This window comes from Megasphaera sp. ASD88, from assembly GCF_002287425.1.
Taxonomy (GTDB): domain Bacteria; phylum Bacillota; class Negativicutes; order Veillonellales; family Megasphaeraceae; genus Megasphaera; species Megasphaera stantonii.
Map to the genome: position 1 here is coordinate 36198 of NZ_NQXW01000008.1, position 23107 is coordinate 59304.

21 protein-coding genes and 1 riboswitch are annotated in these 23107 nt (G+C 56.6%); of the genes, 5 read left to right on the forward strand and 16 right to left on the reverse strand.

Going from position 1 to position 23107, the window contains the following annotated elements; translation table 11 throughout:
• Positions 1 to 68: 68 nt before the first annotated feature.
• From hydF to CJ260_RS06200, 12 genes are read right to left on the reverse strand one after another with little or no spacing between them, the layout of a single operon-like run.
• Complete coding sequence (hydF, locus tag CJ260_RS06145; RefSeq protein WP_095629575.1) at positions 69 to 1268, reverse strand: [FeFe] hydrogenase H-cluster maturation GTPase HydF; 1200 nt, start codon at positions 1266 to 1268, stop codon at positions 69 to 71.
• A gap of 14 nt (positions 1269 to 1282) precedes the next feature.
• The gene (locus CJ260_RS06150; protein ID WP_095629576.1) at positions 1283 to 2536 is read right to left on the reverse strand and encodes a nitrogenase component 1; all 1254 of its coding nucleotides are present in this window, start codon (positions 2534 to 2536) and stop codon (positions 1283 to 1285) included.
• A complete protein-coding gene (locus CJ260_RS06155; protein ID WP_095629577.1) occupies positions 2527 to 3858 on the reverse strand; it encodes a nitrogenase component 1 in 1332 nt (443 codons plus the stop codon). Before CJ260_RS06155 ends, CJ260_RS06150 begins: the two co-directional genes overlap by 10 nt.
• A 4-nt stretch (positions 3859 to 3862) precedes the next feature.
• The gene (locus CJ260_RS06160; protein ID WP_095629578.1) at positions 3863 to 4618 is read right to left on the reverse strand and encodes an AAA family ATPase; all 756 of its coding nucleotides are present in this window, start codon (positions 4616 to 4618) and stop codon (positions 3863 to 3865) included.
• 20 nt (positions 4619 to 4638) lie between these two features.
• Positions 4639 to 5643, reverse strand: a complete 1005-nt coding sequence (gene hypE / locus CJ260_RS06165; protein ID WP_087478801.1) for a hydrogenase expression/formation protein HypE — start codon at positions 5641 to 5643, stop codon at positions 4639 to 4641.
• Positions 5636 to 6694, reverse strand: coding sequence for a hydrogenase formation protein HypD (gene hypD / locus CJ260_RS06170; protein ID WP_095629579.1), 1059 nt, complete (start codon positions 6692 to 6694; stop codon positions 5636 to 5638). Before hypD ends, hypE begins: the two co-directional genes overlap by 8 nt.
• On the reverse strand, positions 6694 to 6900 hold the full coding sequence (locus CJ260_RS06175) for a HypC/HybG/HupF family hydrogenase formation chaperone (protein WP_087478799.1): 207 nt from the start codon (positions 6898 to 6900) through the stop codon (positions 6694 to 6696). Before CJ260_RS06175 ends, hypD begins: the two co-directional genes overlap by 1 nt.
• Before the next feature lie 18 nt (positions 6901 to 6918).
• A complete protein-coding gene (gene hypF, locus CJ260_RS06180) occupies positions 6919 to 9210 on the reverse strand; it encodes a carbamoyltransferase HypF (RefSeq protein WP_095629580.1) in 2292 nt (763 codons plus the stop codon).
• 3 nt (positions 9211 to 9213) lie between these two features.
• Positions 9214 to 10245, reverse strand: coding sequence for a nitrogenase component 1 (locus tag CJ260_RS06185; RefSeq protein WP_095629581.1), 1032 nt, complete (start codon positions 10243 to 10245; stop codon positions 9214 to 9216).
• Positions 10242 to 11546, reverse strand: coding sequence for a nitrogenase component 1 (locus CJ260_RS06190; RefSeq protein WP_095629582.1), 1305 nt, complete (start codon positions 11544 to 11546; stop codon positions 10242 to 10244). Before CJ260_RS06190 ends, CJ260_RS06185 begins: the two co-directional genes overlap by 4 nt.
• Positions 11543 to 12307: an AAA family ATPase gene (locus tag CJ260_RS06195; RefSeq protein ID WP_095629583.1), complete on the reverse strand. Its 765-nt coding sequence runs from the start codon at positions 12305 to 12307 to the stop codon at positions 11543 to 11545. The genes CJ260_RS06190 and CJ260_RS06195 overlap by 4 nt, the downstream gene beginning before the upstream one ends.
• Positions 12308 to 12317: 10 nt before the next feature.
• Positions 12318 to 12569: a TM1266 family iron-only hydrogenase system putative regulator gene (locus tag CJ260_RS06200; protein WP_095629584.1), complete on the reverse strand. Its 252-nt coding sequence runs from the start codon at positions 12567 to 12569 to the stop codon at positions 12318 to 12320.
• Between the two features lie 302 nt (positions 12570 to 12871).
• Here CJ260_RS06200 and CJ260_RS06205 point away from each other — a divergent pair, with 302 nt between their 5' ends.
• Positions 12872 to 13075, forward strand: a complete 204-nt coding sequence (locus CJ260_RS06205) for a zinc-ribbon domain-containing protein (protein ID WP_087478793.1) — start codon at positions 12872 to 12874, stop codon at positions 13073 to 13075.
• Positions 13076 to 13215: 140 nt separating this feature from the next.
• On the opposite strand, the gene CJ260_RS06210 is transcribed toward CJ260_RS06205, so the two are convergent.
• Both CJ260_RS06210 and CJ260_RS06215 read right to left on the reverse strand, forming a co-directional pair.
• On the reverse strand, positions 13216 to 14361 hold the full coding sequence (locus CJ260_RS06210) for an acyl-CoA dehydrogenase (protein WP_095629585.1): 1146 nt from the start codon (positions 14359 to 14361) through the stop codon (positions 13216 to 13218).
• 110 nt (positions 14362 to 14471) lie between these two features.
• On the reverse strand, positions 14472 to 15254 hold the full coding sequence (locus CJ260_RS06215; RefSeq protein ID WP_087478730.1) for a short-chain-enoyl-CoA hydratase: 783 nt from the start codon (positions 15252 to 15254) through the stop codon (positions 14472 to 14474).
• Positions 15255 to 15555: 301 nt separating this feature from the next.
• Here CJ260_RS06215 and CJ260_RS06220 point away from each other — a divergent pair, with 301 nt between their 5' ends.
• On the forward strand, positions 15556 to 17019 hold the full coding sequence (locus CJ260_RS06220) for a hypothetical protein (protein ID WP_095629586.1): 1464 nt from the start codon (positions 15556 to 15558) through the stop codon (positions 17017 to 17019).
• A 69-nt stretch (positions 17020 to 17088) separates the two neighbouring features.
• Here CJ260_RS06220 and CJ260_RS06225 read toward each other — a convergent pair whose 3' ends face one another.
• Together CJ260_RS06225 and CJ260_RS06230 are read right to left on the reverse strand one after the other, a co-directional pair.
• On the reverse strand, positions 17089 to 18099 hold the full coding sequence (locus CJ260_RS06225; protein WP_095629587.1) for a sirohydrochlorin cobaltochelatase: 1011 nt from the start codon (positions 18097 to 18099) through the stop codon (positions 17089 to 17091).
• A gap of 145 nt (positions 18100 to 18244) precedes the next feature.
• Positions 18245 to 18425, reverse strand: a riboswitch (cobalamin riboswitch).
• 43 nt (positions 18426 to 18468) lie between these two features.
• Positions 18469 to 19368, reverse strand: a complete 900-nt coding sequence (locus CJ260_RS06230) for a PPK2 family polyphosphate kinase (RefSeq protein WP_087478727.1) — start codon at positions 19366 to 19368, stop codon at positions 18469 to 18471.
• A 286-nt stretch (positions 19369 to 19654) separates the two neighbouring features.
• Here CJ260_RS06230 and CJ260_RS06235 point away from each other — a divergent pair, with 286 nt between their 5' ends.
• The 3 genes from CJ260_RS06235 to CJ260_RS06245 all read left to right on the forward strand — a co-directional run bounded on the left by CJ260_RS06235 (position 19655) and on the right by CJ260_RS06245 (position 23051).
• Positions 19655 to 20362, forward strand: coding sequence for a GntR family transcriptional regulator (locus CJ260_RS06235; protein ID WP_095629588.1), 708 nt, complete (start codon positions 19655 to 19657; stop codon positions 20360 to 20362).
• Between the two features lie 285 nt (positions 20363 to 20647).
• Positions 20648 to 21580, forward strand: coding sequence for a bile acid:sodium symporter family protein (locus CJ260_RS06240; RefSeq protein WP_095629589.1), 933 nt, complete (start codon positions 20648 to 20650; stop codon positions 21578 to 21580).
• A gap of 58 nt (positions 21581 to 21638) precedes the next feature.
• On the forward strand, positions 21639 to 23051 hold the full coding sequence (locus CJ260_RS06245; RefSeq protein ID WP_095629590.1) for an FAD-binding oxidoreductase: 1413 nt from the start codon (positions 21639 to 21641) through the stop codon (positions 23049 to 23051).
• Positions 23052 to 23107: the final 56 nt, after the last annotated feature.

Below are 23107 nucleotides of genomic sequence, written 5' to 3' on the forward strand. Positions count from 1 at the left end.
CGGAGCGAACGATAGGGCGCAAAAAAACATCCCGGGAGCTCATAGCGAACTCTCGGGATGTTTTTGCTTTATTTCACCAAGGCCGCCAAATCAGAGAACGGCCCCAGGGATCGTTTTAAGATGCCCTTCATATAGGCGATGGCGATGCCGTAGTTGGTCATCGGCACGCCTTGCCGGCCAGCAAATGCCATGCGCCACTGCACTTCCCGCTCGTTGAGCATGCAGGCGCCGCAGTGAATGACTAAGGCATATGGAGACAGGTCTTCGGGAAATTCCCGGCCGCTGCAGGTCTGAATGGAAATATCCTTTCCTGTATGAGCCCTGAGCCAGCGGGGAATTTTCACCGTGCCGATGTCATCGCACTGGCGGTGGTGTGTGCAGCCTTCGGCAACGAGAACTGTATCGCCGTCTTTCAATCCTTCGATGGCCGTCACGCCCCGCACGGCGTCCCGGAGGAACCCCTTATGACGGGCCATGAGGATGGAAAAGGACGTCAACGTCATTTCGTCCGGCACGACGGCGGCGACTTCGCCGAAGACCTGGCTGTCCGTCACGACCATGCGGGGGGGCTTGCCCAGTTCTTCCAGCGTCTTCGCCAGGGCGTTTTCCTTGACGACGACGGACGTACAGTTAGCGTCGAGGATTTCCCGGATGGTCTGCTGCTGCGGCAGGATGAGCCGCCCCTTCGGAGCTGCCGTGTCGATCGGCACGACGAGGACGACAAAGTCGCCGGCCGTCAGCAAATCGCCGATTATCGGCGTGTCCTCGCCGACGGGCTTCAGGCGGGCCATCTGTTCTTTTAATTCAAAGATGCCGTCCTTGGTGACGGCGCTGACGTATATGTCATGGTCTCCGGCCGGCGGGCATGCTTCCAGCAGGTCTTTTTTATTGTACACCGTAATATAGGGTATGTTCTTTTCCTTAAATAAGGCCAGCAGCTCTTCGTCACAGCCCTTCAGGCCTTCTGTCCCGTCGACGACGAGGACGGCGATGTCCGTCTTGTTGAGGACCTGCTTCGTCCGCTGAACGCGCATTTCCCCCAGCGCGCCTTCGTCGTCGAAGCCCGGCGTGTCGATGATCATGACCGGCCCCAGGGGCAGCAGCTCCATGGCCTTGTAGACCGGGTCCGTCGTCGTGCCCTTCGTATCGGACACGATGGCCAGATTCTGGCCTGTCACGGCGTTGACTACGCTGGACTTGCCAGCATTGCGGCGGCCGAAAAAACCGATATGAACCCGTTCGCCTGACGGCGTATCATTCATAGACATGGCGATTCCCCCTCTTATACCGTATGAACCAAGGCGGCGAAATCATTGACCTTTTTGACAAAGGATTCGAAATCATCGATCAGATTCGGGATGACCTTTTGGTACAGCCGCCCGGAAAAGGCCGTATGGCCCAAGCCGACGAAATGAGCTTTCTCCGGAACGACAGGCCCGTACAAGGGATCGGCGATGACCGTCCCCGTCCAGTCCGCCAAGCGGCGGCGCAGCTCGCCTTCGGAAGAAACAAAGACGTCTTCTTTCCCCAAGACGCCTGGCCACTCGTTCAGCAGGCAGTACACCTTTGCCGCCCGTCCTTCCCGGCCCAGAGCGGCCGCCAGAGACGCCGAATAGACGCTTTCGCCGATGATAATCGTATCGGCTTCGCCGCAATCGGCCCGGCTGTCGGCGCAGACGTAGATATCTTCCTTCGTGTCCGCGGCGCGGCGCAGTCCCCGGGCGATTTCTTCCTGCATATAAGGGCCGATGGGAACGCCGACGACATAGGGTATGCCGAAGCGCTTCTTCATGACCTTGGCCCCTTCGACAGCACCTGCCGACACGACGAGGTTGACGTCAGCCAGGCCGGCCATTTCGATTTCTTCCAGCGGGCTGCCCATAGCCCAGACGCTGCACGGGGAAAAGCCGCTGCGGCGCAGGAACCGCTTCATCGACTTTTCGCTACCGTTATAGGAAAAATCGAGAGGCGTCGCGCCGATGACGTTGACCCGCAGCGGTTTTGCCGATAGTCCCGCGCCGCAGGCTGCAAATTCAGGCTGCCACGAGCAGCACATGGGCCCGGCCGATCTCGGCGCAGGCACGTCCTTTACGATTCGTTCGGCCAGCATTTTCATGGCCCAGGCGATGCCCTTGTCGTACAGATTCATGTTGTTCGTCGTCGCAGCCATCGTCAGGATGCCCGTCTGTTCTTCAATCATCGCCGCCAGGGCGTCCATATCGGCTCCCGTCATGAGCAGCACAGGCGTGCACAGGATGACGATGAATTTCGGCGAAAAATCGTGGGCCGCCGACACGACGTCGTGGACGAACTTGTCGTCGTTGCCCATGATGGCGTCCATTTCGGTGACGCCGGAGATGAAGATGAGGCTGTCCTGGTCGTACCAGCGCGGCTCGTCGTGGGTCGCGTACGTCGAGTTGCAGCCCGACGGGTCGTGAATGACCACCATGCCTCCGAGCTCGTACAGGGATGAGCAGACGCCGAAGGTGTCGGCAGAATACGTCGATATACGGCTTACGGCTTCTTTCATACACATGACCGGCACCCCCATCCTTTCAGGTTAATCGATTCGCGGGCTTCCTTTTCCGTCTGGAAAGCCTCGGTCATCCAGTCCAGCAGCGTCCGAATGCCGCGGAAATCGCGGAGGCCGCCGTTTTCCGCCATATCGACGAAATGGGCCGTCCCCGTAAAATAGGCCGCCTTTTGTCCTATAGCCAGCATAGGCACGTCTGTATGGCGGTCTATGCGGCGCATCTTGGCGTGGCGCATGGAATACAGCTCCAGGTCAGGATAGTGCTCCTGTACCCAGAAGAAATCGTCGCCGTCTTCGCCGCTTACGCCGTCCGTATAGACGCGCTGGACGGCAAAGCCATGCTGCAGCAGCGTCTTCGCCAGGCTAAAGGGCCGGAACACAGCGGCGCTGTCAATGGCGACAGGCATAGAGCCGATGATGTCCCTGGCCGCCGCAAAGGCCTGCTCGCACTGCGCCACGTCTCTGTCGTAAGACTGCCGCGGCAGCTGAAGGGCGTCGGCGACGGCGTGGAGATTGGCGATGATTTCGTCGTAGCCGAAGCTGTTGGAAAGATACAGCCCTTTTTGTCCTAATTCCCGTTCCATATCTTCCAAGGGGCCGCGGGCGTAGGGCTCCTGACCGATATTCAATACGCTTTCAGCCATTTTTTTATAATCTTCATAGGTCTTGCAGGCCGGCAGTTCCCGCAGGATGAAGCCGTTCTGCTTCAGCAGCAGCGCCAGCTCGCAGTCCTGGGGCACGGCGAGGTTGCTGCCGACGATGTTGACCGACTTAGGATTGATGGGTCCCTTTTCCAGCAGGCTGTATACCTGCCGGCGCGTCCGCATTTCCGCCGTCAAGTCGGAATGGCGGCGGATAGGATCCATCCAGCAGGCGACGAAGCGCGTCTGCGGATAGGCGTCTTCCAGGCGGCGGTATACGTCGTCCATATCGCAGCCCATGAAATGATGAATACAGGCCGGATAGATAAAGCAGGCCGTCGGCACCTGAGGCAGCAGCCCCTGCAAAATTTCGCCGACGCCGTCGACAATACAGTCTTCCATGGTGCCGTCGTATAAATGATGCTCCTCGACGACGATGGAGGAAAAGCGGTCCATCGCCCCCATTTCGGCCGCCGTCAGGACGACGCCGCGCAGGCAGCCGAGAGCGCAGATATAGATTTGATGAGAACCGGGAACGAGCATGTTCGTGTGAACGATGTTCCATGTCCCCCGGGCCGGCGGCGTGTACTGGAGGCCGTCGTAAAAGATGCCGGGAAATACGGCGTCTTTTATGGTCACGCAGGCCCCCGACGTGTCTTCCCGTCCGTCAATTCGTTTCAGCATCGTATCACCCCTTTGCCGCCGCCAGGACGGCGTCGGCCAAGGCCCGGTACTGGCCGGCCATGGGGCTGTCTGGAAAGGCTTCGACGACGGTCTTTCCCAGTTCTTCCGCCTGAGACACGATGTCGCTCCGGTCGAGGGTCCCAACGACGGCCGAGTGGATGTCGCCGGCCAGTTCCCGTACCTTTTCCTCTTCGTTTTTTACGTTGCGGCGGTTCAGGATGAGGCCGCCTAAGCGGGCGTAGCCCCGACCCTTAAAGGATTCGACGGCCATGGCGATGTTGGCCGCCGCATGGATGGCCATGTTTTCTCCCGACGTGACGATGAATACGGCGTCGGCATAGCCCTTGTGCATGGGCATGGCAAAACCGCCGCAGACGACGTCGCCCAGGACGTCGTAGAAAATGACGTCGGGCTGATATGCCTCGTAGGCACCCTTGGCCTTGAGCAGATCCAAAGCGGCGATGATGCCCCGGCCGGCGCAGCCCCGGCCCGGTGCGGGACCGCCGGCTTCTACGCAGACGACACCGCCGTAGCCAGCGACGGTCATCTCTTCCAGGGACACGTCCCGGCCCTTTTCCCGCATGAGGTCGAGAACCGTAGGAATCGCCGCGCCGCCGTGAAGGCCCGCCGTCGAGTCAGCCTTGGGGTCGCAGCCGATCTGCATGACCTTCAGGCCCCGTTCCGCCAGGGCCGCTGCCATGTTGGAGACCGTCGTCGACTTGCCGATGCCTCCCTTTCCATATACAGCAATTTTTATCATAGGTTACATCCTCCGTCTTCTCAGCAAATACGGGGCAGCAATTCGCCGCCCGGCGGCGGCAGCAGCGTTTCCGCGCCGATTTCCGTGCGGACGACGACCCGGCCCGGCCGCTCTGCCGTCACTTCGCCGATAATCGCCGCTTCGCCGGAGTATTTCCCCTGCCGCAGCGTTTCCACGATGGCCGTAGCCTTATCCTTCGGCGCGAAGATGACCAGACGGCCTTCGCAGGCCAGATACAGGGGCTCCAGGCCCAGCATGCCGCAGACGCCGCGGACCGACGGGGCGACGGGGATCGCCGCGCCGTCCAGCCGGATGCCGACGCCGCTCTGGGCGGCAATTTCGTGGAGGACCGTACCGACGCCGCCGCGGGTCGCATCGCGGATAACGTGAATGTCCTTCGTCGTTTCCAGCATGGACTGCACGGTTCCCCACAAAGGAGCGCAGTCGCTGGTTACGTCGGCGTCGATGCCGAACTGGCTGCGGGCCAGTAAGATCGTACAGCCGTGACGGCCAATATCGCCGCTGACGATGACAGCGTCGCCGGGCCGGGCCTGGGCGCCCGACAAATGGACGCCTTCCGTCGCCAGGCCGATGCCCGTCGTCGTAATGAACAGGCCGTCGACCTGTCCCTTGCCGGCTACCTTCGTATCGCCGGCGACGATGCGCACGCCCGCCTCAGCCGCCGTCTCGGCCATGGCCGCGGCGTATGCTTCCACCTTCGCTAGGGGAAAGCCTTCTTCCAGGACGAAAGCGCAGGTCATGTACAGGGGCTTTGCGCCCATGCAGGCCAGGTCGTTGACGGTGCCGCAGATGCTGAGCTTGCCGATGTTGCCGCCGGGAAACTCAGGAGGCGACACGATGAACCCGTCCGTCGTAAAGGCCAGATTTGCGCCGCCGACGGACAAGAGGGCCGCGTCGTCGGCCGTAAATTCAGGATTAGAAAAATGAGCTTTAAATACCGTATCGATTAATTCCGCCGTCTGTTTGCCGCCGCTTCCATGGGCCAGCGTCACTACGTCATTCATGATTTCCGCCTCCATATTGATAATAGGCCGAGCAGGCTCCTTCGTGCGATACCATGCAGGCCCCTACGGGATGGTCCGGCGTGCAGCCCTTGCCGAATACGGGGCACTGTGGCGGCGTGCAGAGTCCCTGCAGGACGTCGCCGCAGCGGCAGGCCGGATTAGACCGCCCATGCATAGGCGGCACGCCGTATTTCTGCCGCGCGTCATAGGCTGCATACCGCTTCTGCAGCCGCTGGCCCGACATCGGAATCACGCCGAGGCCCCGCCATTCCGAATCACAGGGCTCCATGACCTCCGCCATGAGCCGCTGGCCCGACAAGCTGCCTTCTGCCGTGACGACGCGGGGATAGCAGTTTTTGAAAAAGGGCTTTCCCTGAGGAAATTTCGCCAAGATGACGGCAAAGGCCGTCAAGAGCTCTTTCGCCGTAAATCCGGCGACGACGCCGGAAATCCCCCGCTCTGCCAGTCCTTCGCAGTGCTTTGTCCCCATGACGGCTTCGACATGGCCCGGATAGAGGAACACGTCGGCGCTGTCCTTGAGGGCTTCGTAGGCCTGGGGCATCGTCTTGTTTGCCGTTAATATCGAAAAATTAGTCAATCCTTGTTCCGCTGCCGCTTTGACGGCCAGACAAGCTGCCGGCGTTGTCGTTTCAAAGCCGACGGACAGGAATACGACCTGTTCATCCCGATGAGCCGCCGCATAGCCGCAGGCGTCGACAGGCGAATAGACGATTTCTACCTTCGCCCCCTGGCTGCGGGCTGTGGCCAGGCTGCCTTCCGAGCCGGGCACGCGGACCAGGTCGCCGAAGGTGCAAATCGTAACGCCTCGTTCCAGCGCCAGCCAGATAGCTTCGTCAATGAAGCTGACCGGCGTCACGCAGACTGGGCAGCCCGGCCCGGAAATGAGCGTGACCTCCTTGGGCAGAATTTGCCGCAGGCCTAAGCGGAATATTTCGTGCGTATGAGTCCCGCAGACCTCCATAATGCGCACCGGCGGCCCGTCGTAGCTTGTAATGATGTCCAGGGCCGATTTCTTCTTTCCTTCTGCCATCATAAGTCCTCCAGAATATCGTCCATTTCATGATCGTCCGTATCGGTAATCTTGGCGATGGCCATACCGGCGTGGACCATGACGTAATCGCCCGGGTCCAGCTCGTCAATGAGCTCGGCCGATACGGCGCGCCGCGCGCCGGACGCGTCGACTAAGGCCATGCCGTCCTTTATCGTAACTACTCGCGCTGGTAATCCTACACACATCGTAATTCCTCCTTCAATCTATTGCAGATGGTACATGCCGTACAAAGCCTGCCCTAAGGCCAGTCCGCCGTCGTTCGGCGGCACGAGGCGATGACGCAGTACCGTAAATCCATCTCGTTCCAAGGCCCGGCAGCACAGGCGCAGGAGCAACGTATTCTGAAAGACGCCGCCGCTCAGGGCCACGGCATTCCGTCCCGTCTCTTCGCGAGCCTGCCGGGCCGCCGCCAGCACCATGCCGGCTAAGGCCTTATGGAAGGCATAGGCCTCCCTGCCGGCGTCGCCGTGCTTTACATACGACTGGACGCATCCGTCGAAGACGCGCTGCGTCGCTAGGACGTATCGATCGGAAAGCCGTTCCAACGGGCCGGGGACGACAGCCTCTTCTCCGTGGGTTTGCTCCCACGCTTCAGCGGCAAACTGGAGGGCCATGGCCCCCTGTCCTTCAAAGGTCGACTGTCGGCACAGGCCCAGGGCGGCGCTGAGGCCGTCAAAGAGGCGTCCGGCGCTGGTCGACATGACCGTGTTGACACCGTTGTCAGCTAGGAAAAACTGGGCCTGCAATTCTTCCCGGCTGCAGAGACGGAGCTTTTCAGCCAGAGCCGCCGTTTGTTCCTTATTCCGTCCCGTATTGTCGTACAGCAGGCTTACGGCAATGCGCCAGCCCTCGCGGGACGCTGCGTCGCCGCCGACATGATGGAAGGGCGCGACGGAAGCAAAGCGGCTGTAACCGTGCACGTCGGCCAAAAGCACTTCGCCGCCCCAAATCGTGCCGTCGCCGCCGTAGCCCGTGCCGTCAAAGGAAACGCCGATGACCGGCTCGAGGTAATTGTTCTCGGCCATGCACGACAAGACGTGGGCGTAATGATGCTGTACCTTCAGGACCGGCAATCCCAATTCCTCAGCAACGGCGACGGAATTGTACTGCCGATGCGTATCGCAGACGACGGCCGACGGCGTCGCTTCTAGGAGCGATTCCATGCGCTCCACCGATTCGCGCAGGGCGTCGACGGTCCGCGCGTCGCTCAGATCGCCGATGTACGGCGACAGGTAATATAAATTGCCCTTGGCAAGGCAGAATGTATTTTTCAGTTCGCCGCCGACAGCCAGCACCTGCTTTCCCTCGTCGGGCCCGACGAAAAAGGGCAAGGGCGCGTAGCCCCGGGAACGGCGTATCATATAGGGTTCGCCATCGAAAAAGTCCATGACCGAATCGTCGGCCCGCAGGCGTATGCGGCGGTTATGTGACAACACGGCGTCGCACAGAGACGACAATTCCTTTTTCGCGTCGTCGTCGGTCCGGCAAATCGGCGCTCCCGACTCGTTGGCGCTGGTCATGACCAGGCAATCGGGCATGGCGACGCCGTCGTCGTACGTAAACAGCAGGAGCTGCAGGGGCGCATAGGGAAGCATGACGCCGACCTTGGGATTGCCCGGCGCAATAGACGGGCACAGCCGTCCGCCCTCCTTTTTGCGCAGCAGCAGAATCGGCTTCTGGCAGCCGTCCAGTATCTCTTCTTCGCCGGCTTCGACGACGCATTCGCGCCGGACGACGTCCATATCGCGCATCATGACGGCCAGGGGCTTGACGGGGCGGCGCTTCGACTGGCGCAGGCGGCTCACAACGTCTTCGTTCCCGGCGTCGCAGCACAGATGAAAGCCGCCGATGCCCTTGACGGCGACGATGCCGCCGCCGGCGATGATGCGCCGGGCCTCCGTAATGGCCTCCCTGCGCCGCTCCGTCCGGCCCAGCAGATACACTTCGGGGCCACAGTCGTTGCAGCACACCGGCTGGGCGTCGTAGCGCCGCGTCTCAGCGTGGGTATATTCGTATTCGCAGGCCGGACACATGGGAAAGGCGCCCATGCTGGTCCGTTCCCGGTCATAGGGCATGGCGTCGAGAATCGTCAGGCGCGGCCCGCAGGCCGTGCAGTTGATGAAGGGATGGAGATAGCGCCGATCCGACGGGTCGAAGAGCTCGGCCTTGCAGGCGTCGCAGACGGCGATATCGGGAGAGACGAAGATATGGCCTTCTTCCCTGGCGCTTTCTACGATGTCAAAGGACGAATAGGGCTTCGGCTCTGCCGCCGACCGGTCGATGTTCAAGATAGCCGACCGCTCCGGAGCCAGCTCCGGCAGGTCGCGGCAGAAGGCCTCTACGGCGTCGTCCGCTCCTTGGGCGATGATTTCCACGTACGAGCCCTTATTGCAGACCGTGCCGCCCAGGCCGTGCTTCGCCGCCAGACGGCTTACGAAGGGCCGGAAGCCTACACCTTGGACGATGCCGAATACGCAGATCCGTTCCGTCTTCATAACTTATTCCCTCCCCGATACGGCAAAATGGGGAAAATCTATATAGACGCCCCGGAAATGGGGCAGGGCTTTCTTAAAATACAGGTCGCCCATGATGATATCAAAGGCGTCGTTATCAGCCAGGCTGCGGAAATCGTCTTCTTCTTTCAGCAGCACGTCTCCTTCGCGGCGCCATTCCTGGGGCTCCATAAACCACGACGCGACGGTGACAGCCTTCGCACCCCGCCGTTCCGCCAGCTCCCGCATGGCGTTGGCCGCCGTCTGCTGATGGACGATGAGAACCGACGTCCCGGAAAGGTCGAGCCCCTCCGGAAGCACCAATTCCAAGCCGAAATAGCGGAATTCGTAGGGCGTGCCGAAGGTTTCTTTCAAGTACTTCGCGCTCCGAAGTCCCGACGGCGACACGACGATGTTGCGGCTGACCTTGCCGGCCTGGGCAATCTCGTCGAAGGTATCGTACAGCCACACCTGCCGCCAGCTCTCTTCCCGAAGGGCGCTGACGATGCCATCCCTGTCGCAGGGATGCATGAGGTCCAAGGGGACGGCGCCGATGACGCCGACGACGCCGTCTTCGGCCTGAATGGACGGATCAGCAAAGGCCCTGAACAGCGTGTCGTACGCTTTTTCAATGCCTGCGTCGTACAGCTCCATGCCCGTCGTATCCAGCGTGACGACGGGGATGGACAGCTCTTTCTCAGCCATGCGCTTCAAAGCCCGGTAATCCGTGCCGATGACCGACGGTACGGGCGTGCCGACGATGGCGGCGAAGGAAGCGTCGATTTGCCGAGCCGCGTCGGCCAATTTCGCCACCAGTCGGTCATCGCGGCCCAGAATGGCGTCCATATCGCGCAGGCCGGCGCTGAATACGGCGCTCTTGCCGCCGCTGAACCAGCGCGGCTCGTCAAAGCCGCAGATATTGCCGGCGCAGCCGCCGGCGTCGCAGATGACGACGATGCCGTTCAATCCGTACATCACCGCCGCCGCTCCGGACTGGTCTGGCGCGAAGGGCGATATATATTTCCAAAGACCTTTCATCGGGCCGACCTCCCTTCCAATGCCGCCGAAATCTGGCGCAGCAGCTCCCGCAGCCCGTCGTACCCGAAGGGCTGTATCTCTTCGTCCCAAAAAACATGGGCCGCATCGTCGTGATAATAGGCGGCGTCCTTGCCGATCGTCAGCTCGACGGGATGATCCCCGCCTTCGTAATACAGCATCGACGGCGACAAATTAGAGTACACCTCCGTGTCGGGGCTCACTGCTTCCAGGCGGCGGATATAGGCGAAATCATAAGGCGATACGCTGGCGTAAATCTCCCTGACGGCAAAGCCGTACTGCGTCAGGGCCAGGGCCATTTCAAAGGCGTTGCCGTTCTGCATTTCCCCGATAGCGATAGTCGTGCCGCCGTACTGTTTCGCCGCTTTTTCCACATCGGCCGCCGCTTCGTCATGCCATACCGTATCGTCTGCAGCCCCGCCTAAGGCGCCGGCAAAGGCCTGATACTGGCTGCGAATCTTGTCGATCTGGTACAGCCGCGTCAGCTCGATGCTGGGAATGCCCAGCCGCCTTTCCATATCCTGAGCCGCCAGCCGCGCCTCGGGATGGAGGATGACGTTGAAATTGGCCTTGGACATGGCCTTATATTCGGCAAAATCACGGCAGCGGGAAATCTCGTTTACCCGGCGGATGCCCAGCTGGCGCAGGACGCCGTAGAGCTCGCACGTATCGCGGAGCGGCGCAAAATGCCCTAATATGTTGACGGTGCGGCTGTCGCGGTCGTCCCTCTCGAGAAGGGAGTAAATGGCCCGGCGCACATCAACCATAGGAGGCTTGCGGCCTTCGCGGGTCAGGGCGTACATATAGCAGGGCACGACGGGTAAGCCCACCTTGGCCTCGGCCTTGCGGCACACCCGTTCCATGTCGGTGCCCAGCAGGGCGTCGACGCAGGTCATGCAGATCATGACGACGCTCGGCTCCTGCGGCAGGGCTTCAACGACTTCCGCCACAGCCTGGGGAATTTTCCGCAGATGGCGTCCCGTCACGATATCCGTTTCATCCATGATGTAGTAGAAAAATCTGTCGCTGTAGCCGCCCATTTCGCTCAATATCGTCGTGTTGCGGCCGCAGCATCCCGGGCCGACGAGAAGCATGACCGAACCGGGAATGGCCAGGCCGGCCCGCTTGACGCCGAAGCCCTGGGCTCCGGGAGAGTTAAAGGCCAGGGCCGCCGGCGAGTTGTAAATGAGGTGAGCCGACGACACGAGGTCCGACGGAATATCGCCGCGGCCCCGCCGGGCAAGCTCCCTGACAGTAATCGCATAGGGTTTTCGTTGTGTCATATCGCAGTATCCTTGTCTTTCCATAATGTCTGTGCCAGCTGGATGAACACCTGGCTGATGGGCAGTTCCGGATTGCCCTCGACGACGGTCTTGCCTTCTTCCTCAAAGCGGTTGATGTCGTCGCTGCGGGGAATATCGCCGACGATAGCCAGCCCCCGTTCCTCCGCGAAAGCACGGACCTTTTCTTCTTCTCCCGGCACGTTGCGGCGGTTCAGGATAACGCCCTTGACCTCCGCATAGCTGCGGTCGGCGAAATTCTTTACAGCCGTGTTGATGTTGTTCGCCGCATAGAGGGCCATCTTTTCGCCTGACGTGACAATGAGGACCTGATCGGCGTAGCCCTCGCGGATCGGCGCGGCAAAGCCGCCGCAGACGACGTCGCCCAGCACGTCGTACAGCACGACGTCGGGCTCGTACTGTTCAAACAATCCCATGTCTTCCAATAAGTCAAAGGTAGCGATGATGCCCCGGCCGGCGCAGCCCAGGCCCGGCGTCGGGCCTCCCGTTTCGATGCACAGGACGCCGCCGTAGCCGACGCGGGAAATCTCTTCAATAGTCTGCGGGTCATCGTCGTGCTCGCGCAGGTAATTCATGACCGGCTCAAGCAGCTTGCCGCCCAGCAGGTTCAGCGTCGAATCGGCCTTGGGGTCGCAGCCGATTTGTATGACTTTCTTTCCCAAATAGGCGAAGGCCGCCGCCAGGTTGCTGGTCATAGTCGACTTGCCGATGCCGCCTTTGCCGTAAATCGCAAGTTTCAGCATGGTCTCACCTCTACTGCGGCAGCGGCGGATAGATCGTCTTCGTGCTCACATTGGGAAGCATGCCCAGCTTTCCCGACAGGGCGCTGATCGTATCCTGCGGCGCGTCGATAATAATGCTGATGACGTTGATATCCTTATCCTTATACGGAATACCCATGCGACCGACGATATACTGTCCGTATTCGTGAAGGAGCTCGTTGAGCTTCGTCGTCTCGTCCCGCTTGCCTACGATGATTCCGATAAGGGCTAATCTCGTTTCCATAGTCTTCCTCCTTTTGTATAAACAAAAAGGCTCTGTGCGAAAACACAGAGCCTCGTAGCTTTCCACTATACGTGCTTTCGCCTCGCCTGCGCAGAATTTCTTCTTTGCAGATAAGTACGGCTGCATGCCTATGACGTTTTCCATCAGAAGTCCTTCTGGAGCACGTGTTTTATTTATTATAGCAAAAAACGAGGGAAATGTATATCAATTTAGGGGAGAATACATTCCGCCGGCCCGCCTCTTGACAGCCCCCGCCTATCCCCCTATAGTAATAGTGATATATAGAAATAGGAGATGATACCGTGATTTGTCCTACCTGCGGCACAGAGCTGCGCGACGGCGTCCTCATGTGCCCCATCTGCGGCACGAAGCAAATCGTCCCGCCGCCGGCGCCGCCGAAAAACATGCAGAACAATCCGAAAATTTTCTCCAAGACCCGGGTCGTCAGCTTTATCATCGTCATGATATTCTTGATCATCGGCCTTTGGAGAGTCTTTCTGCAATAGCCTATCCGCCACAATTCCCCGTATATGATAAAAGGAGCCGCAGCAAGCGAAACTGCGGCTCCTTTTTTACAAGCGATTTTTCTATAAGCGTTTTCGTACTCTACTATGTGAATGCGTATTTCTAAAGAGGTCCTGCCGAATTATTTCAGGATAGCGCCGGAAATAATCATCTGCTGTACCTGGTTCGTGCCTTCGTAGATCTGAGTGATCTTAGCGTCGCGCATGTACCGTTCTACCGGGTATTCGCGGGTGAAACCGTAGCCGCCGAAGACCTGTACAGCGTCCGTCGTAACCTGCATCGCGATGTCGGAAGCGTATTTCTTAGCAATAGCCGCGTCCATGGAGTAGGACTTCACGTCGGGCTGGCCCATCTTCCAGGCTGCTTTGTATACGGCGAGGCGAGCCGTTTCGATCTTGAGCTTCATGTCAGCGAGCATGAAGGCGATAGCCTGCTTCGTAGCGATGGGTTTGCCGAACTGAACGCGTTCTTTCGCGTATTTAACAGCTTCGTTGTATGCGCCTTCGGCGATGCCGAGAGCCTGTGCGCCGACGCCTACGCGGCCGCCGTCGAGGGTCATCATCGCAATCTTGAAGCCTTCGCCTTCTTTGCCGAGGAGGTTGGCTGCCGGAACTTTAACGTTCTGGAATACGAGTTCGCGCTGTACGGAAGCGCGGATACCCATTTTGACTTCCTGTTTGCCGTAGGTGAAGCCTTCCATGCCTTTTTCAACGATGAACGCGCTCATGCCCTTCGCGCCCTTGGATTTATCCGTAGCTGCAAATACGATGGTTACGTCGGCTTCGCCGCCGTTGGTGTTGAAGACCTTGGATCCGTTGAGGATGTAGTAGTCGCCTTCCTTAACAGCCGTGGAGGAACCGTTGAGGGCGTCCGTGCCGGCGTTGGGTTCCGTCAAGCCGAAAGCGCCGAGCTTCGTGCCTTCTGCCAGGGGTTTCAAATATTTTTCCTTCTGTTCTGCCGTGCCGAACTTCCAGATAGGCCAGGAGCAGAGCATGGTGTGAACTTCGAAGCTCAGGGCGATGGAGGGGTCAACTTTGGCAACTTCTTCGCAGGCAACGGCCAGGCTGAGGAAGTCGGCGCCAACGCCGCCATTTTCTTCTTCCCAGGGAATGCCGAGGAGGCCGAGGGTGCCCATTTCATCGAGGATAGCGCGGTCGAAGATTTCCTTTTCGTCGCGTTCTTTTACGGTCGGAGCCAAGCGTTTTGTAGCAAAATCTTTGGCGAGATTGGCAATGTCTTGCTGCATTTCTGTGAGTTTAAAATCCATGAGTAATATTCCTCCTAAAAATATTTCCTAATACATACTATAGGTTATTAAGAAAGGCGTCACGATACATGACGCCTTTTTTAACCGATGCAGGTCAGGCAGACAGTCTATTATTTGTCTGTGAAGTTTGCTTTGCGTTTTTCAACGAAAGCAGCCATGCCTTCCTTCTGGTCTTCCGTAGCAAAGCAGAGGCCGAATACTTCGTCTTCATAGGCGATACCGGTAATAACGTCGCAGTTGATGCCGCGGTTGATAGCTGCTTTAGCAAGCTGTACGGCGATTTTAGCGTTGGAAGCGATCTTCTTAGCCGTCTTTTTAGCTTCGTCCATGAGCTGTTCCTGAGGAACGACTTTGTTTACGAGGCCGATGCGGTATGCTTCCTGAGCGTCGATCATCTGAGCCGTGAAGATCAGTTCTTTGCCGTAGCCGCGGCCAACGACACGGGGAAGGCGCTGCGTGCCGCCGAAACCGGGAGTAATGCCGAGGCCGACTTCGGGCTGGCCGAATTTAGCGTTGTCGGAAGCATAGCGGAAATCGCAAGCGCAGGCGAGTTCGCAGCCGCCGCCGAGAGCGTAGCCGTTTACAGCGGCGATAACCGGCTGGGGAAGATTTTCAATACGAGTAAACGTATCCTGAGCGATCTTTCCGAAGTGACGGCCTTCTACGGCGTTCTTCGTGGACATTTCGACAATATCTGCGCCGGCTACGAAGGATTTAGCGCCGCCGCCGGTAACGATGAGGACTTTAACTTCCGCGTCGTTTTCGATTTTGCCGACGCAGTCATTCAGTTCCATAACCGTTTCTGTATTCAAGGCGTTGAGAGCCTTCGGACGATTAATCGTCAAGATACCGATGCCGTCTTCTTTTGTAAATTCAATGTTCTGATAAGCCATTTTGAATAAACCTCCTTGGGAGAAATAATAAATTGGCCGAGCAGCGTTTTGCTTCCGCTTGACTTTGTGCTTTAAGTATACAAACTTTCCCGACGAAATGAAACAGGACGGTTTGGCATAAATTCGCACGCATTTCCAGTCTATAACATTCCTTTGCCTTCTTTTTGACTTTTTTTCTTCCTTCGTGAAATCCTTTTGCCACCCCATATATGCTGTGCTATAATGATGATACATTATTCAGACGGGCATTGGTCATTTTTTGCATTTTTGGGCAAATAGACGAAAGAGGAGGGATTCCACGATGATTTCAGACGGCTACGCATCGACGTTAAAGAGGCTGATTACGTTTACGCAGGCAAAGTTTATTTCCCTCGCCGACATCGTAGGCTACGACGTATCGTACGTCAATAAGTGGAGCAACGGCACAAAGTTGCCTTCGTCCCGGTATGTAGAACGCATCAACGAAGAAATGGGCAATTATTTTGCCGAGTTAATCGTAAAACAGAAAAAAGAAGAAAAATTTTATAAAACTTTCCCCATTTCCTGTGAAGTTAAGGATTTGGGATTTGAAATCAGTCAATATCTCTGCGCCGCCTACCGTTCGACGCTGCACCAGAACCACGCGACAAAGGTAAAGGAAAACCGTCCGTCCATTCAGGTCATTACGGGCCATCACGACACGTCGGCCTTTCTGGCCGACCTGCTGCAGAAGGGCGTCCAGAACCTCGAAAACGACGGCGAGCTCCTCATCCTCGGCGAATTCTGCACCTTGTACCAGGCCGGTTTTTGGAAATACTTCGATTCGATTCAGCTGAGCTCGGTGAAGCTGACTATCCGCGTAGGCCTGGATATGGACAAGCTGGAGCAGAATCCCGAATACGTGCAGCATCTGTATAAGATGATCAACCGCTTCCTGGACTTCGATTTCGTCTTCTACGACTTCTGCGACATTCAAAACGCCAACCTCATCATCCTGCGCGGCGCCTTCGCCGTCCAGTACGCCATGTCCAACAATCCGCCCCGGTTCACCATGTGCACGTACATCTTCGACGAATCGACGGTTTGGGACATTTATGAAAAATTCAGCTTTACAGGCACGGAAAAGGAACCCCTCATTTCCGTCAGCAGCTCCCTCGGCATGGACGAAATGGGATACCGCACGGCCTTCTACGCGGCAAACAGCTTTTTCTTCTTCCTGACGAACGGCTTTGAATTCCTCCTGCCTCATGAAGTCTTCGAAAGCATTATCCGCGAAGTATCACCGGAGCAGGCCTTCTCAGTCCAGCGCCTCTGCGTCACGTGGGAAGAAATCGTAAACGCCGCGGAAATCGAGTTCATCACGACGACGTCGTCCCTCATGCGGTATTTAGAAACGGGATACATCTACCTGACCGACGTGGAATACTCCCTGACAGCGGAAGAACGGAAGGAACACATTCAGACCGTGCTGGAAACGATGCAGATCAACCCGCACATCGTCATCGGCGTGCTGCCCTCCTTCGGCGGCGACTCGACGTACAAGGGGGAAAACGTGTCCTTCTACTCCAACTACAAGACGGGCTTCCTGAAAAAGAACAAAAAATACATCCACAATCAGGCCAGCCCCTTCTACCTCATCGTCAACCGCCGGCTCCACTCTATCTTCCTCAAGTATTTCCAGGGCTTAAAAAACCTGAACGTATACCATCAGTATACGCTGGAGCAGCTGAACCAAAAATACGACCAGTACAAGCCCCTCATCGAGCGGACCTTATCCTTGAAATAACGATACGTATATGCAAATACGGCATTGGGATGCAGACCCAATGCCGTATTTGCATATATAAATGAATCTTTATTTTGTATGTCTTTCCAGCGCATCCCAGGCCTCGTCAGCCCGCTGCACGAACAACTGCCGGACGGCTTCGTTTTCGCCCAGACCGTGAATATACGGCGTGACGGCAAAGCCGGCTCTTTCCAAGATGCTCTTGTGGGAATCTTCTTCGCTGCCAGCCATGTCGTTGTTGGCGTGGTCGCCGGCGACGACCATCATAGGCATGATAGTCACATGCTCGATTCCCTTAGCCTTCAGCATCGGAATGACCGTATCGAGGTGGGGCCAGCCTTCGACGGAATAGACGAAGACGTTCCCCAGGCCGGCCGCGTCAAAGCAGCTCTGCAGGACGGAATAATAGGCGTTGGCCGGATGGGGCGTGCCGTGGGCCATGACCAGGACGGCGTCGGTCTCGTCTAACGGCGGGAACTGCGTCGCTATGGCCTGCACGAATTCGGCCACGTCGTCGCGCTGGTTTTCCTGGCCCATCCAATACAGGACGGGCGTGCCCAAGGTCATCTTTTTAAACTGACCCTTGTACATATCGAACAAGGCGGCGTTGTAATCGTACTCTATGCCGGGAATGACGTTGAGCGTCGTAACGGCGACGCGCGTATAGCCCTCGTTCTTCAGCTGTTCCAGAGCCTGCTCCGGCGTAGGAATATGCAGGCCTTCGTTCTGTTGAATGCGGTCGATAATGATGTGGGACGTAAAGGCCAAGACGACCTTCGTATCGGGATGGGCGGCCTGAATTTCCGCTACGGTCTTATCGATCGTCGCCGCCCTGTTTTCCGCGTACGTCGTGCCGAAACTCAATACGAGGATAGCGTCTTTATTTTCCGCATCCTGCATGGCCGGATTGTCGTACGACCGGACGCCGATCTGCGCCGCCTGACGCAGGGCCGGCGTAGCGTTCTTTACCTCCCGATTCAGGGTATAGCCGGCCGAGCTGGCCGGAAGGGCGCCGACCGCGCCGATTGAAATGCCAAGTACTGCCATTGTCACAACCTTCTTCCATCGTTTCTTCTTCATACTATCACTCCTATGTCCGTTGATGATTACATACTGCCGTCACCACCCAACGCATAGGCATATATAAAATGCCGCACGAATCCCGTGCGGCATAGTCATAGCGTCATATACGCATTCAATCTCCATCCCCATCGCTCGCAGGTCTGTCGGTGATTATCAGTCAGGCAGTTCTTCTGGCTCGGATTCATCGCTCCGCTGCGCCTTCCCATGCCTATGGGGCACAGTGACATCATGCAGCATAGCTCATCCTTACAGCGGCGGGACCGCGCCGGCATTGCACCGGTCTTCTCTATTAAGTCTGCGACACCTGACCTGCAATATGTAATTTCATTTACTATAGCATGACATATATCCCTATGTCAAAGACTTTTATTTCATGCTTTCTTTGATGGATTTCAAGTCTTCAATGTCGATGTTTTTCAAAATCTTGCGGAACTGCTCCAGCTGGCTTTCTACCTCCGCCGACAGCTTGGGGAAATCAGGATTGATTTCCCGCAGCGATTTCAGGACGATCTGAGCCACGACGTACCGCGTATACCACTTGTTGTCCGCCGGTACGACATACCACGGCGCGTAGTTCTTCGTCGTCGCCGAGATGACCTCGCTGTACACCTTCTGATAGCGGTTCCAGTACTGCCGTTCTTCGATATCGGACATGGAAAACTTCCAGTTCTTCTGCTTGGTCACGATGCGGTCGATGAGGCGCTTTTTCTGCTCGGCCTTCGACACGTGGAGAAAAATCTTGATGACCGGGAACCCATTTTCCGTCAGGTATTTTTCCCAGTCGCAAATCTGGCGGTACCGCTTCTTCCAGATGCCGTCGCTGATCAGCTCTTCCGGCAGGCCGTCGCTTTCAATCAAGTTGTGAATGCGTGCTATGACGACGTCCTCGTAGTGAGAGCGGTTGAATATGCCGATTTCGCCGCGGCTGGGCAGGGCCTTGTTGACGCGCCACATGTAGTCGTGTTCCTTTTCTTCCGTGCTGGGCTGCTTGAAGCTGTGAACGTGGACCGCCGCCGGGTTCAGGCGAGCGAACACGTGCTTGATCGTGCCGTCCTTGCCGGCCGCATCCATGGCCTGCAGCACGATCAAAATGCCGTACTGGCCTTCGGCAAACAGCTTTTCCTGCCACTGCTTCATTTCTTCAATGGCCTGGGGCATGAGCTCCGTCTTGACCTTTTCCTTATCTATGTCGACGTCGCAGACTGTAGAAAACTTGCTCAAATCAATTTTTTCGCCTTCCCTGGCTAAATATCTCTTGATGTCCATACTTAACCTGCCTTCCCTCTCCCGAAGGAGCTATATCATTTATTTATATTGTACATCGTATCATGAATTTTATAAATAATAAAAAAACATATTTACCATTACAAATTCACATTAAAAATCTTCATCTATCCCGAAACTGCCGGCCATAAGCCGTCTGCCGCGCCGTGTCTCCCCGTCCGGGCCGGCGCGGCGCTCCTTGCAGATTTTGAAAGTCCCCGTCCCTACACATTGCCGGAAGTCCTGCTATAATAAAGCTGTACAATGGCTCTGGACAGGAGGTACCCGGATGGACAAGATGTCGATAGAATTACTCCAGCAACAAAACCCGTTCATGTCGCTGAACGACATTACCTACACGATTTTGCTTCAGGAAATCGTATGCTTCCGCATCCCTCCCGGCAGCTGGATTAACGAAAACGCCGTGGCCAAACAGCTGGGCATCAGCCGTTCGCCCATGAAATACGCCCTGAGCCGTTTGGAAAAGGAGGGCTACGTCAAAAAATCCCATAAGTACAGCGTGACGGGCTTCTCCATCAAGGAATACACCGATTTAAAGGAGCTGTGTTTCCTTTTGGAATCGTACGCCGCCGGCCGGGCCGCCGTCGTCGCGACGGATAGGCAGTTGGAAGAACTGCGCGGCTTGGCCCGCCAAATGAACGACATATGCTGCCGCGTAGACGAAACGCCCCGGGACGTCCTGTCGCGGACGATCATGGATTTGGAATACCAATTCCACTTAAAGCTCGTCATGCTCGCCGATTCGCCTTTATTATCCGACCTGTACGAGCAAATCAAGTTCAAGCTGTTCCGCTACCGCAGCTATATGATTTACAATCCGCCCGAAGGGTATTACGACATCATCGAAACGGATCACCTGGTCATCTGCGACGTCCTAGCCCTGCACGACCGCCAGCTGGCCGAATCCATCCTGCGCCGTCACCTGAGCTTCTTCAACACCCACTTCCTTAAATTATTTCATATAAACAGTTTATAAATATCATATTTCAAAAGTCAAAAGCATTGTCTGTAATTAAATTTACGGCAATGCTTTTATTTTTTGTTTAACATTCCAGTCATTTTATGGCCTTAAGCTGAATAATTTCACCCTTTTCCCAGCCGTTTGTACAAATTTTGACACATTCGGAAGGATAGGATATTCTACAATTAACTAAAACGCATTTATAATATGCATTTAAAACATGTTATAAATGGAACGTGTTCGTTTTATCAAAGCCAATTACACAAAGCAGATTCTTTTACAAGCGGAGGTGTTTAGGTCATGGCTGGTTTATTAAAATTTGTTTCCTTTTTTACCAAATACGTCACGTTGTGGGTCATCCTCTGCGCCGTATTTGCCTATTTCTTTCCCGAGCCGCTGAAGCCTTACGGCAGCTGGATTTCCTATTTTTTAGGCATTATCATGCTCAGCATGGGCCTGTCCATGTCACCCAACGACTTTAAGCTCATCTTCTCCCGACCGAAGGACGTCATCATCGGCGTCGTCACCTTGTACGTCTTTATGCCCCTCGTCGGGCTCGGCATCGGCACCTTCCTCAACCTCTCGCCGATGCTCCTCGTCGGCTTCGTCCTCCTCGGCTGCTGTCCTACGGGTACGTCATCCAACGTCATGACCTTCCTGGCAAAGGGCGATAAGGCCTTGTCCGTCACCATTTCCAGCATCAGCACCATCGTAGCGCCATTTATCATGCCCGTGCTGCTCCTGTTTTACGTAAAGCAGTACGTAGACATCGACGCCGTGGGATTATTCATCAGCATTATTCAGATTATCATCATTCCCATCGTCTTAGGGCTTATCGTCAATAAGGTCTGCAAAAAGCAGATGCCGGTCATTCAAAAGATCGTCCCCTTATTTACAGTGCTGGCCCTGCTGGGCATCATCCTCGTCGTCGTGGCCCTGAACGTCGAACGGCTGCAGACCGTGGCCCTGATGGCCGCCGTCGCCATGATCCTCTACACCGTCATCGGCCTGATCGTCGGCTTTTCCGTATCCCGCATCCTGCGCATGCCCCAGGCTAAGGGCAAAGCCATGACCTTCGTCATCGGCGTGCAGAACACGGCGTTGGCCGTAACGCTGGGCATTACGTACTTCGATCCCCTGGCCGCCATTCCCGGAGCCATCGGCGTCGTCTTTACGACGGTATTCTGCTCGTTTATCGCCTCTCTCTGGGGCAATCGGACTGCCGAAGAATAAGGCAATATCAGAATATCCTGTTTATTTTTAATCACTTGCAGAAGGAGCGTGTCATCGTATGTCAACATTCAACAAAGTAACGGACGAATTAGTACAGGAACTGAAAAGCGTATTAGGCGAAAAGGGCGTCACTGTCGACCCGGAAAAATTAGACGTCTACAAAACGGACGAAGAAGGTAACTCCTATTGGTTCCACACGCCGGAAGTCGTCGTCTTCCCCGAAACGACGGAACAAGTAGCGGAAGTCGTAAAGCTCGCCAATAAATACCTCGTGCCGATTACGCCCCGCGCAGCCGGCTCCGGCGTCGCCTGCGGCGCCATCCCCGTCCACGGCGGCATGGTCATGGAGCTGGACCGCATGGACAAAATCCTGAAAATTGATACGGACAACATGTACGCCGTCGTTCAGACCGGCGTCCGCACCAGCGTCATCCAAAAGACGGTCAACGAATACGGCCTGCTCTATGCCGGCGACCCCTGCAGCGCCGACAGCTGCCAGATCGGCGGCAACGTCGCGACCAACGCCGGCGGCAACAAGGCCGTCAAATACGGCACGACGCGCAACCAGATTTACGGCATGAAGGTCGTCACGCCTACAGGCGACATCGTCGACGTCGGCGCGCGCCTGCAGAAATGTTCTACAGGCTACTGCCTGGAACAGCTCATCTGCGGTTCCGAAGGCACCCTGGGCATCGTAACGGAAGTCACGCTGAAGCTCCGTCCCCTGCCGCCGTATAAATTCGACCTCGTCGCCATCTTCAAGGAAGACGAAAAGGGATTCGCCCTGCCCAACAAGATCCTCAAGGCCGGCCTCGAACCGACGAGCATCGAATACATGGACAACAAGGCCCTGTCCATGTGCAGCAAGTTCTGCAAGGTATCCCTGCCCCACGTCGACGAAGGCTGCTGCTACGTCATCATTACGGTAGAAACGTTCGACGAAGACGAACTGGACAAGAAGATGGAAAAACTGAGCGATTTGTGCGACGCCATGGGCGCTGTCGACGTCATCCAGGCCGACGACCGCATCTGGGGATGCCGCCGTCAATTCGCCGAAGCGGCCCGCGACATCGACATCATGTTCGTCGCCGAAGACTTCGTCGTTCCCCTCGAACACATCGCCGAAATCACCTCCAAGATTCCGGGATTGGAAGAAAAACACGGCATTTACAGCGTAACGTCGGCTCATATCGGCGACGGCAACATCCACGTCCTGCCGCTGAACGTCGACAAGCTGTCTCCTATCGAATGGATGGAAAAGATGGAAGGCTTCCATAAAGACCTGTTCGACGAAGTATACGCCTTAGGCGGCAAGATGTCCGGCGAACACGGCATCGGCTACAAAAAGCTCCACGACTTCAAGCGCTGCACGCCTCCCGGCGAATACAAGATAATCTGCGCCATCAAGAAGGCCCTCGATCCCAACAACATCCTCAACCCGTCGAAGATCATTAACGTCGACGACCAATAACTTCGCATTCTCTCCTATGATTCCCATATTCAACTAAATCACCTTAATGAACGAAA

What these genes read in the sequence shown, in the direction of transcription:
- CJ260_RS06150 (WP_095629576.1), bottom strand. Translation starts at nt 2,536, where the DNA reads ATGTGTATGAAAGAAGCCGTAAGCCGTATATCGACGTATTCTGCCGAC.
- CJ260_RS06185 (WP_095629581.1), bottom strand. Translation starts at nt 10,245, where the DNA reads ATGAAAGGTCTTTGGAAATATATATCGCCCTTCGCGCCAGACCAGTCC.
- CJ260_RS06175 (WP_087478799.1), bottom strand. Translation starts at nt 6,900, where the DNA reads ATGTGTGTAGGATTACCAGCGCGAGTAGTTACGATAAAGGACGGCATG.
- CJ260_RS06190 (WP_095629582.1), bottom strand. Translation starts at nt 11,546, where the DNA reads ATGACACAACGAAAACCCTATGCGATTACTGTCAGGGAGCTTGCCCGG.
- CJ260_RS06220 (WP_095629586.1), top strand. Translation starts at nt 15,556, where the DNA reads ATGATTTCAGACGGCTACGCATCGACGTTAAAGAGGCTGATTACGTTT.
- CJ260_RS06215 (WP_087478730.1), bottom strand. Translation starts at nt 15,254, where the DNA reads ATGGCTTATCAGAACATTGAATTTACAAAAGAAGACGGCATCGGTATC.
- hypE (WP_087478801.1), bottom strand. Translation starts at nt 5,643, where the DNA reads ATGAATGACGTAGTGACGCTGGCCCATGGAAGCGGCGGCAAACAGACG.
- hypF (WP_095629580.1), bottom strand. Translation starts at nt 9,210, where the DNA reads ATGAAGACGGAACGGATCTGCGTATTCGGCATCGTCCAAGGTGTAGGC.
- CJ260_RS06245 (WP_095629590.1), top strand. Translation starts at nt 21,639, where the DNA reads ATGTCAACATTCAACAAAGTAACGGACGAATTAGTACAGGAACTGAAA.
- CJ260_RS06235 (WP_095629588.1), top strand. Translation starts at nt 19,655, where the DNA reads ATGGACAAGATGTCGATAGAATTACTCCAGCAACAAAACCCGTTCATG.
- hypD (WP_095629579.1), bottom strand. Translation starts at nt 6,694, where the DNA reads ATGGCAGAAGGAAAGAAGAAATCGGCCCTGGACATCATTACAAGCTAC.
- CJ260_RS06155 (WP_095629577.1), bottom strand. Translation starts at nt 3,858, where the DNA reads ATGCTGAAACGAATTGACGGACGGGAAGACACGTCGGGGGCCTGCGTG.
- CJ260_RS06230 (WP_087478727.1), bottom strand. Translation starts at nt 19,368, where the DNA reads ATGGACATCAAGAGATATTTAGCCAGGGAAGGCGAAAAAATTGATTTG.
- CJ260_RS06225 (WP_095629587.1), bottom strand. Translation starts at nt 18,099, where the DNA reads ATGAAGAAGAAACGATGGAAGAAGGTTGTGACAATGGCAGTACTTGGC.
- CJ260_RS06195 (WP_095629583.1), bottom strand. Translation starts at nt 12,307, where the DNA reads ATGCTGAAACTTGCGATTTACGGCAAAGGCGGCATCGGCAAGTCGACT.
- CJ260_RS06200 (WP_095629584.1), bottom strand. Translation starts at nt 12,569, where the DNA reads ATGGAAACGAGATTAGCCCTTATCGGAATCATCGTAGGCAAGCGGGAC.
- CJ260_RS06210 (WP_095629585.1), bottom strand. Translation starts at nt 14,361, where the DNA reads ATGGATTTTAAACTCACAGAAATGCAGCAAGACATTGCCAATCTCGCC.
- hydF (WP_095629575.1), bottom strand. Translation starts at nt 1,268, where the DNA reads ATGTCTATGAATGATACGCCGTCAGGCGAACGGGTTCATATCGGTTTT.
- CJ260_RS06240 (WP_095629589.1), top strand. Translation starts at nt 20,648, where the DNA reads ATGGCTGGTTTATTAAAATTTGTTTCCTTTTTTACCAAATACGTCACG.
- CJ260_RS06160 (WP_095629578.1), bottom strand. Translation starts at nt 4,618, where the DNA reads ATGATAAAAATTGCTGTATATGGAAAGGGAGGCATCGGCAAGTCGACG.